This window comes from Saccharothrix hoggarensis (genome assembly GCF_042678885.1).
Classification (GTDB): Bacteria; Actinomycetota; Actinomycetes; order Mycobacteriales; family Pseudonocardiaceae; genus Actinosynnema; species Actinosynnema hoggarensis.
In genome coordinates this window covers 101,785-117,239 of record NZ_JBHTLK010000001.1, presented here as the reverse complement: position 1 = coordinate 117,239, position 15,455 = coordinate 101,785, and the positions used below count along the sequence as shown (strand labels likewise).

Below are 15,455 nucleotides of genomic sequence, written 5' to 3'. Positions count from 1 at the left end.
GGCGCGCCGCCGACCGTCCGCGCGCACTGCGACGCCGTCGAGGTCGCCGACCTGCTGCTGGGCTCGCCCCCGCCGCAGCTGTCCGCCGCCGAGCACGTCGAGCGGTTGCGAGCGTCGCAGGACCCCGTCACCGGCCTTGTCCCCGACTGCGGACCGGACGATGAGCCGGGCACGTTGCCCGCTCCCGCGCCCGACGGGTGGGTTGACGACGGCGCGGCCGAGTACCACGTGCTGTCGGTGGGCTACGCGCTCGACCTGCTCGGCTCGCGCTTCGCCCACCCCGTCCACGTCGCCGCGGGCATGACGGCCGGACGGCTCGTCGCGAGGCTCGACGCGTTGCCGTGGCGCACCCGCGCGTGGTCCGCCGGCGCGTGGGTCGACACGTGGGCGACGGCCGCGTACCGCAACGCGGAACTGGGGGTCGAGCCCGCCGATCCCGGTGCGCTGGAAGCGTTGTTCGGCTGGCTCGTCACGCGGGCGGACCCGACGACGGGCCTGTGGGGCGGGCCGGGCGCGCCGGGGAGCGGGCTGCTGCAACGGGTCAACGGCGGCTACCGGCTCAGCCGCGGTTCGTTCGCGCAGTTCGGCCTGCCGCTGCCGTACCCCGACCAGGTGGTGGACACGGTCCTGGCGCACAGCCGCGACCCGCGCTGGTTCGCGCCCGGTCGGGAGAACGCCTGCAACGTGCTCGACGTGGCCCACCCGTTGTGGCTCGCCGGGCGGCAGACCGGTCACCGCGCCGCGGAGGCGCGGGCGTGGGCGGAGGAGCACCTGCGCCGGGCGCTGGACCGGTGGCGGGACGGCGCGGGCTTCGGCTTCGGCCCGGCCGGCGAGGGCGGGGGAGGTCCCGGTCGGGAGCCCGGCTTGCAGGGCACCGAGATGTGGCTCGCGATCGTCTGGCTGCTGGCCGACCTCCTCGGCCTCGCGGACCGGCTCGACTACCGGCCGCGCGGCGTCCACCGCCCGGAGCCGGGGCCTTCAGCGGTGTTCGGCCGCCGATGACCCGGCCGGCGCCGTGCGCTCCGACGTCCGGCCGTTCGGCCAAAACCGGAGCCGAAACTTTCGAGCCGTCTCGCTAGACGTGCTCGGTCTACCGCGTCCGACCGAATGGCGGCGGCGGTGACCCGCTGGTCGGATTCGACCAGCGAGTTCCCCGATTTCGTGGGCGGCGGTCTACCGGCAGTTCATTGACTCGACACCAGGGTGCCCCCTATCGTTCACAGCGCGTGCCCGAAAGTTTACTTCAAGACACGAAAGTTTCGGCGACCGTCCTGCAGACCCCCGCCAAGAAGCGGGCGGTGCCCGGCCGACTTCGGCAGCGGCTCAGGAGGTACGAACGCGATGTCCCAGCTCGTCTTGTTCGCGATCGACATCTGCGCGGTGGTGTTGCTCGTCTTCGGGCTCTACTTCCCCCGGCACCGCCGGCGCGACCTGGTCGTCGCCTACCTCGGGGTCAACGTCGGCGTCCTGGCGGTGACGAGCGCGTTGAGCACCGGCAACACCGGCGCCGGGCTCGGCCTCGGGATGGCGTTGTTCGGCGTCCTGTCCATCATCCGGCTGCGTTCCACGGAACTCGACCAGCACGAGGTGGCGTACTACTTCTCGGCGCTCGCCCTCGGGCTGCTCGGCGCGCTGGGCACCGGCTCGACGTGGCTCAACGCCGGCCTGATGGCGCTCATCGTCGCGGTGATGTTCCTCGGGGACCACCGGCGGCTGTTCCGGCGCTACCGGCACCAGGTGCTGGTGCTCGACTCGGCCGTCGCCGACCAGGGCGTGCTCGTCGCGAAGCTGGAGCACCTGCTCAACGCCAAGGTGCACGCGGTGAGCGTGCAGCGGCTCGACCTGGTCAACGAGACCACCGTGGTCGACGTCCGCTACGCGCTGACCGAGCGCGGCGCGACCACGTCGGCCGGTCCCGCCACCGTCCACTCGGGAGCGCGCCGATGACCGCCGCGCACCTCGACCACGCGTTGGCGCGGCTGGCCCCCGTCGGGCTCGCCGAGCTCGTCGAGCGGGCCGCGCTGCAGACCAGGGTGGACCGCAAGTACCTCGTCCCGGCGGAGGCGCTGCCGCGCCTGCTGGCGCAACTCGCCCCGCACGCCAAGGTGCTGGACATCGGCGGCGAGCGCACCTTCCGGTACGAGTCGGTGTACTTCGACACCCCGCGGCTGGCCAGCTACCACTGCGCGGCCTACCGCAGGCGCCGGCGGTTCAAGGTGCGCACCCGCACCTACCTCGACTCCGCCGAGTGCTGGCTGGAGGTGAAGATCAGCGGCGCGCGGGGCAGCATCACCAAGCACCGCCTGCCGTACCACCCGCGGGACTGCGGCACCGTGGAGCCCGGTCGCGGTTTCGTCGAGGAGGCGCTGGCCCGCGAGTCGCTCGGCCCCGCCGACGGCGGCGCGCTCGACCCCGTCCTCGTCACCGACTACCACCGCACCACCCTGCTGCTGCCGGAGTCCGCGAGCCGGGTCACCATCGACACGTCGCTCTCCTGGCGCGACGCCGACTCCGCGCTGCGGCTGTCCGGTCTCGCCGTGGTCGAGACGAAGTCGGCCTCGGCCGCCACACCGGTCGACCGCATGCTCTGGCAGCGCGGGATGAGACCGGCCCGCATCTCCAAGTACGCCACCGGGTTGGCCGCGCTCCGCGTGGACCTGCCCGACGCGCCGTGGCGGCGGACGTTGCGCCGCCACTTCCGTGACGCCGCGCCGCCCACGGGTCCGGCGCACACCCCGTCCCACCGACCCGAACAGGAGGCATCGTGCGTGTGACCCACCGCAGCAACGGCGCCGCGGCGATCCACGGCACCGCGGGCATCGCGGTCGCCGCCGTGCTCCTCACCGGCCTGCTCGTCCCGCTGTCGGCCGGCGCCGAACCCGGTCCCGCCGCCACCGCGTCCGCCGCCACCGCCACCGCGTCCGACACCGTGGCAGCCGACGCCGTCGCCGCCGCCACCGCGTCCGAGGACCTGGTCGGCGACATCGCGTTCTCCGTGCCGAGCGGCACCTTCCAGGGCCAGGTGTCGGTGTCCCTGAGCACCGCGATCGCGGGAGCTCAGATCCGGTACACCACCGACGGACGGCTGCCCACCGCGCAGTCGACGCTCTACCTGGGCGCGCCGCTGCAGTTCACCCGAACCACCCAGTTGCGGGCGCAGGCGTTCGTCGGCCAGACGCCGTCCGGCGCGCCCGGGACTGCCATGTACGCGGCCCGGAACACCACCACGGCGCACGACCTGCCGGTGATCATGATCGACTCCTACGGCGCGGGCAAGCCCGCCCGGGAGTACTTCGACGCCACCGCCATGATCTTCCAGCCGGGCGGCGGCGGCACGACGTCCCTCGCCGCCGCGCCGGCCGTCGCCACCCGCGCCGGGTTCCGGCTGCGCGGCCAGTCGTCGGCGTCGTTCGAGAAGACGCCGTACCGCATCGAGTTCTGGGACAACGACAACGACGACGCCGACTACCCGGTGCTCGGCATGCCCGCCGACTCCGACTGGGTGCTGCGCGGCCCGTTCACGGACAAGGCGCTGATCCGCGAGGCGTTCGTCTACGACCTCGGCCGCGAGATGGGGCTGAAGGCGCCGCGGTACGCGTTCGCGGAGTTCTATCTCAACACCGACGCGAGTCCCGTGGGCGCCAACGACTACATGGGCGTCTACATGATCGTCGAGACGATCAAGAACACGAAGAACCGGCTGGACCTCAAGAAGCTGGACGAGGACGACACGACCCTGCCCGCCATCCAGGGCGGGTACATCTGGAAGTTCGAGTGGATGGCGGCCGAGGAGCCGACGCTGCCGTGCACCGGCCCGTCGAACACCTGCTGGAACTACCTCGAGGTGGCCGACCCGGACCCGCTGCAACCCGCGCAGCGCGACTGGTTGCGCAACCACGTGCAGGAGTTCCACAACGTGCTGCGGGCGCCCAACTTCGCCGATCCGGTGACGGGCTACCAGAAGTACATCGACGTCGCCTCCTTCATCGACCACATGATCGTCAACGAGGTCAGTCGCGGGATGGACGCGTACGTCCGCAGCGCCCACTTCTTCAAGGACCGCGACGGCAAGATCTTCGCCGGTCCGCTGTGGGACTTCGACCTCACCTTCGGCGTCGGCGGGTACTTCCAGAACAACCAGATCGCCGGCTGGCAGCACCAGCAGACCCGGCAGCCGTCCGCGAACGACTGGTACGCGCAGCTCCTCCGCGACCCGGCGTTCGTCAACCAGGTGAAGTCCCGCTGGCAGTGGTTGCGCCGCGGCCCGTTCTCGGATTCCGCCGTGCAGAGCCGGATCGACGCGCTCTCCCGACCGCTCACCAACGCCGCGCAGCGCAACTTCCAGCGCTGGCCCAACCTCTCGTCGCCGACAGTGGGCTTCTTCACCACCCCGACCGCGCCCACGTGGCAGGGCCAGGTCCAGCACATGCGGGACTGGATGCAGCGCCGCATGGCGTGGCTCGACTCGACGGCCGGGTGGGGTGGCGCCACGACGACGACCACGACGCCGACGAGCACCACGACGACAACCACGACCACGACCACCGCGCCGCCCGCGTCGAGGTGCACCGCGACCTACGCGGTGACCAACCAGTGGCCCGGCGGGTTCCAGGGCGAGGTCCGGGTCACCGCGGGCGCCTCGGCGATCGGCGGCTGGACCGTCTCGTGGACGGCCGGCGCCGGTGAGGCCATCACCCAGGCGTGGAACGCGACGGTCACCAGCCAGGGCTCCGCCATCACCGCCCGCAACGTGTCGCACAACGGCTCGGTGGCGGCCGGCGGCAGCACCACGTTCGGCTTCCTCGGGTCGTCCACCGGGACACCGGGCACGCGCACGCTCACCTGCACGGCGAGCTGACGCCCCACCCTGATGCGCGCCCGGCGCCCCGTGGTGCCGGGCACGCATCAGGACCGAATGGACCCGTTCAGCCCTATGGGTGGGTGGCCATGTTGGCTAGCGTCCCTAGTTGCACACGCTGAGTAGCGAGATGATCACCGGATGGTGACGGCGCTCAGCGGTCGACCAGGGGGGTTCGTGCGTTCGCCGCGTGGCTTCAGCATGCTCTCGAAACTGTCGATCTTGTCTTTGGTGATCGTGGTGTCGGTGGTGGGTCTGCCCGCCGGTCCGTCGGTCACGGGTCCCGGTCGGTTGCCCGACCTGGGGTTCTCGGGTTTGTGGAGAACGGTGTCGGGGTGGTTCGCGCCGGGGGAGGCGCAGGCCGCGCCGGATGAGCCCGCGCCGGACGCGCGGGCGGTGAAGACGCCGATCCGGGTGCGGGAGCTGGAGGATCGGCGGACGTCGTCGATGCGGGTGTTCCAGCTGTCGAACGGCGAGTTCGAGGCGGTGGCGTCGGCGCGGCCGGAGTACTTCCGGGACGCGCAGGGCCGTTGGCGGCGGATCGACACGGCGGTGCGCGAGTCGGGGCGTGACGGGTACCGCCTGGGCAACGACAGCAACGTGTTCGGCAGCGCCTTTGGTGACCGCACGGACAAGCTGGTTCGGTTCCAGTCCGGTGACCGGCACGTGGCGCTGGGCGTGGACGCCGAGGCGCGGAACGTGGAGCCGAGGGTCGAGGGCAACCGGGTCGTCTACCCGGGGGTGTTCGACGGCGCGGACCTGGCGTACGTGGTGACGGGGGAGTCGCTGAAGGAGGAGATCGTCCTCCACAGGGCTCCGGGGGATGCGACGTATCGGTTCACGTTGCAGTTGGGTGGGGTGACGGCGCGGGCGTTGCCGGACGGCGCGATCGGGTTCTTCCCGAACGACGCGGTCGACGGCCCGCCGGTGTTCACGATGCCGAGGCCGTTCATGTTCGACGGCGCGGAGGACCGGAAGTCGCCGCACGGTCGGGCGTGGAGCGACAAGGTCACGCAGACCGTGGAGCAGCAGGGCTCGAAGATCACGATCACGGTGAAGGCCGACCGGGAGTGGCTGGCGTCGGGTGACCGGGAGTACCCGGTGACCATCGACCCGACGGTGAAGTTGCAGCCGACGCCGACCACGGGCCAGGACGTGCAGATCTGGTCGGACACGCCGGATCGCAACGACGGGTCGAGCTACCAGCTGTCGGTGGGCGCGGACGCGTGGGGCAAGGCGCGGTCGTTGCTGAGGTTCGACACGTCGGTGGTGCCGGCGGGCACGGCGCTGTCCTCGGCGAAGCTGCGGCTGTACTACGACTCGGAGCTGTGGACGGGCGCGAACAGCAACGTCCACGAGGTGCGCCGGGTGACGAGCGCGTGGTCCGAGGACACCGCGACGTGGAACTCGATCAACGCCGCGACCGCCGAGGCCGGGCTGTCCACGGCGACCAAGCAGGCCGGTGTGGCGAACGTCTGGCACGACTGGGACGTGCGCGACATCGCGCAGTCGTGGGTGTCGGGTTCGGCGGCGAACCACGGCCTGATGGTGAAGTCGACCGACGAGACCCTCGGCAAGGGTGGCGCGATCTACCAGGCGGCGGAGTTCGCCTACAACGGCGAGATCGAGAACTCGCCGAAGCTGGTGCTGACCTACGGTCGGCCGAGCGCGGACCTGAAGTACCCCACCAAGATCTACGCGACGGGCGCGGAGCTGGCCTGGGGCCCGTACGTGGACCCCGACCCGGCCAACCCGAACGACGACGCGGTCGAGTACCAGGTCCACCGCACGGTGTTCCAGGCGTTCACCCCGTCCGCGTCGACGTTGATCGCACCGCTCGCGCCCACCACGACGAGCTTCACGGACACGACGGCGCGGCCGACACCGGCCGACTCGGCGGACCCGTTCGGCAACGCCTACTACTACATGGTCGCGGTCAAGACCCGTGACGGGCGGCTGATCCCCGGTCCGACGCAGGTCGCGCGGCTGCCGAAGTCGGGCCTGATCACGCAGGTGTTCCACGGCGGCGCGAGCGACGCGACCCTGGCGTCGAACCGGCCGGACACCAACCTCGACACGCTCGGCGGGCGGCCGTGGCTGATGGTGGGCAACAACTCCACCACCTACGGCCGCACGCGCGCCGTGGTCAAGTGGAACGACCTGTCGGCCATCCCGGCCGGCGCGCGGATCGTCGACGCCGACCTGATGCTGTGGGGGTTCTTCAGCGACGGCGGCGGCGCGACGTTCGACGGCCACCCGCTGACCAGGGGGTTCGTGGAGAACCAGGCGACGTGGAACCGCGCGTCGACGGCGACCGCGTGGACGACGCCGGGCGGTGACCTCGGCGCCGCCGCCGACCAGGTGGTCGGCATGACGAACGACCCGAAGTGGCACATCTGGGAGAACTCGGGCCTGGTGCAGGGCTGGGTTGACAACCCGGCGTCCAACAACGGGTTCGAGGTGAAGCTGCGCGACGAGGCGGGCCCGCAGCAGCGCGTGCTGTTCCTCTCGGACGAGGCGCAGGAACCGCAGCTGCGCCCGAACCTCGTCGTCACGTACACGCAGCCGACCGCGGAGATGACCTACTACGCGCCGGACACGCCGTCCGTGCGCATGATCCCCGGCGACGAGTACACGATCCCGGTCAGCGTGACCAACTCGACCACGACCACGTGGCGAGCCGCGGACCAGGTGCTGTCCTACCGGTGGAACCTGCCCGACGGCACGGACGTGACCACGGGCGGGAACCGGCTGGAGACCGCGCTGCCGGGCGACGTCCTGCCCGGCGGGACGGTCACGGTCCAGGCGCGGGTCAAGACGCCGATCCAGAGCGAGGCGGGCAACAAGCGCGAGCAGTTCGTCCTCAACTGGGACCTGCGGAACAAGACCGCGGGCACGTGGCTGTCGGCCACGGGCGGTGTCCCGGCGCTGCCGCAGAACGTCACCGTCGAGGACCCGACCTCCGACCAGCTCGGGCTGGAGAAGTTCTACCAGTACGTCGGCACCGGCACCGGCAGCGGCACGGGGTTGAAGGTCAACCCGTACGTGGGCAACACGGTGTGGAACTACGACCCGTTCTCCAACCCCGGCCGCGGCCTGGCGACGTTCGTGCGGATGACCTACAACAGCGCCGACACCGCGTCGACGTCGATGGGTCACGGCTGGTCGCTCGCCGCCTCCAGCATCATGCGCCTGGGCACGCCGCTGGACCTGCACCCCAAGGGGCAGGACCACCCGACGACGACCACGCTGACCGACGGCGACGGCACCAGCCACACCTTCGAGCTGAACAAGAACGGCAGCACCGACCCGGCCCGGTGGACCTACGACCGGCCCGCGGGCGTGCACCTGCACCTCCAGCGCGATCCCGGCCCCGACCCGTCGCGGCGCTGGGTGATGACCCGCCCGGACCGCACCCGGTTCTGGTTCGACGACGGCGGCTGGCTCACCGCGATCAGGGACAAGAACGCCAACGAGCTGACGTTCTCCTACACCGAGCGGAAGTCGAACAACCAGCCCCGCAAGTTCCTGTCCTACATCACGGACCCGACGAGCCGCCGCACGCTGGCCATCGACTACTACGACAAGGGCCAGACCCACGACTACTTCGAGAACGGCGTCCGCAAGACCGGGACGAACCTGACCAACCCGAAGATCATTGACCAGGTCGAGTCCATAAAGGACATATCGGGCCGCACGCTCGCGCTGACGTACAGCGACAAGGGCCTGATGGAGGAACTGGTCGACGGCGCCGGCGCGACGGGCGCCAAGACGTTCCGGTTCGCCTACGACGCCACGCAGGGCAACAAGAACGTCAAGCTGGTCAAGGTCACCGACCCGCGCGGCAACGCCACCGACCTGGCCTACTTCACCGCGCCGGTCGACCCCAAGGACAAGTGGAAGGTCCGGACGATCACCGACCGCGGTCGGGGCGTCTCCAGCTTCGCCTACGTCGACCCCGACGGCACCGCGGGCTCCGTCATCGAGGCGACCGCCACCGACGCGGAGAACAAGACCACCAAGTACACGATGGACGGCTACGGCCGGCCGACGAAGGTGGTCAACGCCGAGAACGAGACCACCGAGCTGACGTGGGACGCCGACAACAAGGTCGTCGCCGCCAAGGCGCCCAACGGCGCGTTGACCACGTGGACGTACGACGCGAAGACCGGCGTCCCCACCTCGGTCCGCGACCCGGAGGCGAACAAGAACAACACCCCCGCCGGCACGCTCGACTACCGGTTCGAGCTCGACGGCCACATCGCCGACCTGACGTCGAAGACCAGCCCGGAGGGCCGCCGGTGGCAGTTCGCCCACGACGCCAAGGGGAACCTGACCTCCGTCACCGACCCCAAGGGCACGGCCACCCCGACCGCGGGTGACCACGAGACCACCTACACCTACGACGAGCACGGCCAACTGCTCGTCGCGACCGACGCCAACGGCAACCCGACCACGTACTCGGACTACGACCCCGTCGGCTACCCGCGGACGTCCAAGGACGCGCTCGGCAACACCACCGCGACGGTGTACGACGTCCGCGGCAACGTCACCTCCGTCACCGACGCCCAGGGCAAGACCACCACCCAGACCTACGACGTCTTCGGGCGCCCGCTGGAGTCCCGGGTGCCCAAGGACGCGGCGGCGGGCGAGTTCATCGTCACGCCGGCGCCGGAGTACGACCCCAACGGCAACATCACCCGCAAGACCGCGCCGAACGGGGCCGTGTCCGGGGCGACCTACGACGCGCTCGACCAGATGGTGGCCGCGTCCCTGCCGAAGGACGACCCCTCCGGCCCGGTGCGCACCGCCACGTTCGCCTACGACAAGGTCGGCAACGTCCTCGGCGAGACCACGCCGATGGGCAACCTGACCCCGGCCGACCCCGGCGACCGCACCACCCGGTACGAGTACGACGACGTGTACCGGCTGACGGCGTCGGTCAACGCCCTCGGCGGCCGCGCGACCGTCGAGTACGACAGCGTGGGCAACGCCGTCACCGTCGTCGACCCGCGCAAGAACGCCACGGCCGACGCCGCCGACTTCACCACCAAGTACACGCACGACCTCAACGGCAAGGTCCTCACCGAGACCGACGCGCTCGGCAACGTCCTGCGCAACGAGTACGACCGCGACGGCAACGCGGTCGCGAACGTCGACCAGGACGGCAACCGCACCGAGATCCGCTTCGACGAGCGCGCCAAGCCCGTCGAGATCCGGGTGCCGCACAAGGTCGACGGCTCGACCGCGGTCACGCGGGTGACCCGGTACGAGTACGACGAGGTCGGCAACCGGACCCGCGAGATCACCCCGCGCGGCGTCGAGACCGCCGACGACCCGGACGACTTCGTCCGCCAGACCGTGTACGACCAGCTCAACCGGGTGAAGGAGGAGATCACCCCCTACGACCGGGACGACGCCCGGTACAAGACGCCCGACAAGGTGATCAGCACCTACGACGCGGTCGGCAACCTGGTCGAGACCAGCGCGCCGCCGTCCGGCGACCAGACCGTCCGCAACACCTCGAAGTACACGCACTTCGACAACGGCTGGGTCCGCACGTCCACCGACGCCTGGGACATCGTCTCCAGCTACGAGTACGACAGCGTCGGGAACCAGACGAAGTCCACGCTGAGCAGCGCGGGCGGCGCGGTGAGCCGCACCATCGACAGCGCGTTCTACCCGGACGGCAAGCTCAGGTCCAAGACGGACGACGGCGTGCCGGTGGGCACGGCCGTGGCCCTGGTGGACAACTCCGACACCGCGAACACCGCCACGGCGGGCACTTGGTCCACGTCCGGCTCGGGCGCCTCGCACCAGGGGTACGACTACCGGACCGCGGCCGCGGGCACGGGGACGTCCACGTTCACGTGGACGCCGATCGTGGCGGCCCAGGGCACCTACGAGGTGTCCGTTCGCTACGCGGCGGGCACCGCGACCAACGCCCCGTACACGGTGCACCACGCGGGCGGTGTCACTACCGTGCCGGTGGACCAGACGACCCGGGCGGGGGAGTGGGTGAGCCTGGGGCGGTTCGCCTTCACCGAGGGCAACACCCACAAGGTCGTGCTCGCCAACGCCGCGAACGGCACGGTCGTCGCGGACGCCGTGCGGCTGGCGCGCGACAACACCGGTGACACCGACACCGAGAAGAAGACCTTCGCCTACGCCTACGACGCCGACGGCAACCTGGCGTCGCTGACCGACAACGGCTCCGGCGCGCGGGTCGACACCTACGCCATGACCTACGACGGCCTCGACCAGCTCACCAAGGTCGAGGAGAAGTCGGCGGGCGCGGTCCGCAACACGACGTCGTTCAGCTACGACCCCGTGGGCAACCCGCTGACCCGCGGCCACGACCGGCAGAGCGCGACGTTCGAGTACGACCCGCGCGACCTCGTCACCAAGGTCACCAACACAGAGTCGGGCGACACCCCGAAGACGACCACCTTCACCCACACCAAGCGCGGCGAGATCGACCTCGAGACCCGGGGCAACGGCAACGTCGTCGACTACGACTACTTCCTCGACAAGCAGGTCCGCCGCCAGACCGAGAAGACGGCGACCGGCACGCTGGTGGCCGAGCACAACCTGGAGTACAGCCCGAACGGGCACCGGGTGCGCGACGCCGCCAAGCGGATGAACGCCGACGACAACGCGGCCTACCTGGACCACGTCTACGAGTTCACCTACGACCCGCGTGACCGCATCGCCAAGCTGACCCGCTCGGCGGCCGCGGGCGGGGTGCAGGAGACCGAGACCTACGTCCACGACGCCAACGGCAACATCACCGAGGAGACCGTCGAGGGCAAGACCACGACGTCGGCGTACGACCGCAACCGCCTGGTCTCCAGCAGCAGCGGCGGCTCCACGTCCACCTACAACTACGACCCGCTCGGCCGCCTCGACACCGTCAGCTCGGCGGGCACGATCCTGGAGAAGTACACCTACGACGGCTTCGACCGGGTCGCCACGCACCGCCAGACCAAGCCGGACAAGTCCTCCGAGACGACCAAGTACGCCTACGACCCGTACGACCGCACCACCGCGCGCACCGAGAAGTCCGGCGGCAGCGGCGAGGAGACGACGGTCTTCTCCTACCTCGGCCTGTCCGACGAGGTGGCCGCCGAGGAGATCGACGGCACGCTGAAGAAGACCTACACCTTCGGGCCGTGGAACGAGCGGCTCGGCATGGTCAAGCACGACGGGGCCAAGGAGTACTCGTACTACAGCTACAACGCCCACACCGACGTCGAGCTGATCACCAAGGAGGACGGCAAGGCCCGGGCGACCTACGGCTACACCGCCTACGGCAAGGACGACACCCAGGTCTACACCGGTGTCGACAAGCCCGACGCGGCCAACCCGGACAAGAAGCCGTACAACACCTACCGCTTCAACGCGAAGCGGATGGACCCCGCCACCGGCGACTACGACATGGGCGCGCGGGACTACGACCCGCAGCTCAACCGGTTCCTGACGCGGGACATGTACAACGGCGCGCTGTCGGACATGGCGCTGGGCACCGACCCGTTCACCATGAACCGGTACGCCTTCGCGGGCGGCAACCCGATCTCCGGCATCGAGATCGACGGCCACCTGTTCGGCATGAGCTGGTCCGACCTCGGCCACCTGGCACTCGACGTGGTCGGCCTGGTGCCGGTCATCGGCGAGGCCGCCGACCTGGCCAACGCGGCGTGGTACGCCGCCGAGGGCGACTACGTCAACGCCGCGCTGTCGGCCGCGTCGGCGATCCCGTTCGCGGGCTACGCCGCCACGGGCGCCAAGCTGGCGATCAAGGGCGCCGACGCGGTGTCCGGGGCGGTCAAGGCGTCCGACGAGGTGGTCGCCGCGGCGACCAAGTCCGGTGACGAGGTGGCCGCGGGCGCGACGAAGGCCGCTCCCGCGCCGGCGGCGGCTCCGGCCCGTGCCGCGCCGTCACCGGCCCAGATGCCGAAACGGGCTCCGGCCCCGGCGCCGGCCAAGGTCGCGCCCTCCAAGGCGCCGTCCGGCGGCGGCGACGTGGTCAGCGTGTGGAAGGCTCCCGGCAAGGGCGCGGGCCAGCGGACGTTCGACCAGGGCTTCCGCAAGTCGGACTACCCCGGCTCGCCGGGCGCCCGCCAGCCCGACCCGGACGGCACCGCGTACTTCGCCAAGGAACGCGGGCTCGCCGACACGTACGCGCGGTCGTACGGTGAAGGGGTGATCGAGGTCAGGGTGCCGCGCGGCGACTACGACCGCCTGTTCCGGCAGTTCGAGCGCAAGTACCAGGGCGGGCCGCTGATCGAGCTGCGCATCCCGGCCGACGTCGTGGAGAAGCTGAACCGCTACCCGAGGGTGTGGCACCGGTGAACGAGACCGCGGAGTGGGAGCGGGTGAAATCACGGCTGCCGATGGGGGCCGAGGTGCGGGGGACCGTGCTGGTCCACGCCCCGTTCGGGATCTTCGTCGACCTGGCGGAGGCCCCCGGCGCGAACGCCGTCCTCGACGGGATCGACTACCGGCCGGGCGGCGAGCCCGTCGGGCCGGACGGGTGGCCGCCGAAGGGAGCGCCGATCGAGGCGGTCGTCGTCGACCACGTCGACGAGAACCGTCAGCTCAAGCTGCGGGTGGGTCCGTCCTGGTGGGACACCGGGGCGCCCTGATCCGCACCGCGTGACGGCCGCGCGCCGCGGGTGGTCTCCGGACCGCCCGCGGCGCGCGGCCGTGTGTGGCATCGGTTCCCACCCACGTGCCTAAGTGGCGGATCGCGGACGGCGGCCGGTGACGACCTGGCCGAAGATCCCGGGGTCGCCCGGCAACCTCGGACGCCTTCGCCACGTCACAGTGACCGTGCAAACTTCGCCGCCTGCGAGACGGCCAGCAGAGAACAGTGGTACGCCGCGACGGAACCGGGCCGTGACGTCGGTCCTGGTCGCCGTCCTCGCCCTGGTCACGGGGTGCTCGACCACCGTGGCGGGCTCGGGCGCCGGGTCCGAGACCACGACGACGACCACGACCACGACCACCAGGACCACCACCACGACGACCACCGAGGACGAGCCGACGCCGGACGAGCCCTTGACGCCGTTGCCGACGATCGACGAAGGCGCGCCGGCGCAGTACTGCGACGACCCGTTCCCCGGCGCGCTGGGCAAGCCGATGCTGGCCGTCGTCGTGGAGACGCCGTCCGGCCGGCTGACGTGCGACCAGGCCGCCGCCGTCCTGTTCGACTACTACGCCGAGCGCCGCGACCCGACGCCGGGGCTGCCGCCGCTGTCGGTCGGCACGATGACGTGCAACCAGGTCCCCGAACCGGCCCTGCCGCAGGTCGTGTGCGCGGACGAGGACAACCTCGTCTACTCGATGTGGCCGCAGACCTGAGCCGGATCGCGGGGCACGACGTCCGCCCGCCGCTCGGGGGAGCGACGGGCGGACGTGGGTTCAGCCGGTGTGCGTGATCAGGCAGCCGCGCAGGTGACGCTCGGCGTGCCGGCGGTGCCGTTGGCGACGAATCCGAAGGTGGCCGACGCGCCCGCGGCGAGCGAACCGTTGTAGTTGACGTTGCGGGCGGTGACGGTGCTCCCGCTCGTCGTCGCGGTGGCGCCCCAGATGGAGTTGATCCGCTCCCCGTTGGCGAAAGTCCAGTTCAGGGTCCAGCCGGTGATCGCCGACGTGCCGGCGGTCACGCGGACCTCGGCCTGGAAGCCGCCGGACCACTGCGAGACGAGCCGGATCGTGGCCGAGCAGCCGGCCGACGGGTTCGTGGTCGTGGTCGTGGTGGTCGTCGTCGTCGTCGTGGTCGTGCTGGTCGGGGTGGTGGTCGTCGTGGTGCCGCCGCCGTTGAAGTTCACGTCGCTGCACGCGTAGTAGCTCTGGTCGGCGTGGCTGGCCTTCCACACGGTGAACAGGACGTGGTGGCCGGTGCGGCCGGGCGCGTTGACCTCGACCGGCGTTCGGGTGCCGGTGGGCATCCGGCCGGCCTGGCCGACCAGCTCCAGGTCGCTCCACTTCAGCGGCTGGGTCTTCACGTCGAAGCCCTGCCGGGTGGAGTAGACGCGGATGTAGTCGGCGCCGTGGGACGACGTGTCGTTCAGGTTCAGGGTGAAGCTGTTCGGCTTGGGCGTGGCGTACCACGCGCCGGGCTTGTCCATCGCGGCGTACCGGCCGTTGGCGGTGAGGCCACCGCTGCACAGCTGGCCGTCCGGCACCGCGGCCTGGTGGTCGGGGCCGTCGCCGTCGCGCAGCAGCCCGTTCCAGTTGTACATCGCGGACGGGTCGGCCTGCCAGGCCTGGTAGCACATGGGGTCCTCGGCGGCCATCTGCGCCGAGGGGCCGTTGGGCCAGCGGTGGTAGCAGCCGTAGTGGCGCGAGGCCGGGTCGCTCACCGCGCCGTGCGCGGAGGCGTTGCCCGCGCCGAGCACCACCAGGACGGTGGTCAGCAGGGCCAGGCAGGCGCCGAGGATCGCCGACACCCGCAGGATGGGTTGACGACGCTGGATCGGTGCGATTTCCGTGAAGCGAAGCATCATTACCGCCAAATCTTCATTGATCGACGACGTGGGCTCCGCGGTCCGGCGGCTGGCGGACCGACGGTGGTCGGGCTGTCACGAGGACC

At 70.9% G+C, this 15,455-nt stretch carries 8 protein-coding genes; 7 read left to right on the top strand and 1 reads right to left on the bottom strand.

Annotated elements, in window-relative coordinates:
• The 7 genes from ACFQ3T_RS00440 to ACFQ3T_RS00410 form a co-directional block, all read left to right on the top strand.
• Positions 1 to 1,002, top strand: a 1,002-nt coding sequence (locus ACFQ3T_RS00440; protein WP_380718439.1) for a hypothetical protein, incomplete at its 5' end; no start/stop codon positions are given.
• A 339-nt stretch (positions 1,003 to 1,341) separates the two neighbouring features.
• Entirely contained in the window at positions 1,342 to 1,947 is a 606-nt protein-coding gene (locus ACFQ3T_RS00435) for a DUF4956 domain-containing protein (RefSeq protein ID WP_380718437.1), read from the top strand.
• The gene (locus tag ACFQ3T_RS00430; protein WP_380718435.1) at positions 1,944 to 2,774 is read left to right on the top strand and encodes a polyphosphate polymerase domain-containing protein; all 831 of its coding nucleotides are present in this window, start codon (positions 1,944 to 1,946) and stop codon (positions 2,772 to 2,774) included. The genes ACFQ3T_RS00435 and ACFQ3T_RS00430 overlap by 4 nt, the downstream gene beginning before the upstream one ends.
• A complete protein-coding gene (locus tag ACFQ3T_RS00425; RefSeq protein WP_380718433.1) occupies positions 2,765 to 4,858 on the top strand; it encodes a CotH kinase family protein in 2,094 nt (697 codons plus the stop codon). The genes ACFQ3T_RS00430 and ACFQ3T_RS00425 overlap by 10 nt, the downstream gene beginning before the upstream one ends.
• 231 nt (positions 4,859 to 5,089) lie before the next feature.
• Complete coding sequence (locus ACFQ3T_RS00420; RefSeq protein WP_380718445.1) at positions 5,090 to 13,210, top strand: DNRLRE domain-containing protein; 8,121 nt, start codon at positions 5,090 to 5,092, stop codon at positions 13,208 to 13,210.
• Entirely contained in the window at positions 13,207 to 13,503 is a 297-nt protein-coding gene (locus ACFQ3T_RS00415; protein ID WP_380718431.1) for an RNA-binding protein, read from the top strand. The genes ACFQ3T_RS00420 and ACFQ3T_RS00415 overlap by 4 nt, the downstream gene beginning before the upstream one ends.
• A 253-nt stretch (positions 13,504 to 13,756) precedes the next feature.
• A complete protein-coding gene (locus ACFQ3T_RS00410; protein ID WP_380718429.1) occupies positions 13,757 to 14,221 on the top strand; it encodes a hypothetical protein in 465 nt (154 codons plus the stop codon).
• 77 nt (positions 14,222 to 14,298) lie between these two features.
• Here the strand turns inward: ACFQ3T_RS00410 and ACFQ3T_RS00405 are convergent, their stop codons facing one another.
• Positions 14,299 to 15,312 (bottom strand): lytic polysaccharide monooxygenase auxiliary activity family 9 protein, encoded by a 1,014-nt coding sequence (locus ACFQ3T_RS00405; protein ID WP_380718426.1) that lies wholly within the window; start codon positions 15,310 to 15,312, stop codon positions 14,299 to 14,301.
• Between the last annotated feature and the right edge of the window lie 143 nt (positions 15,313 to 15,455).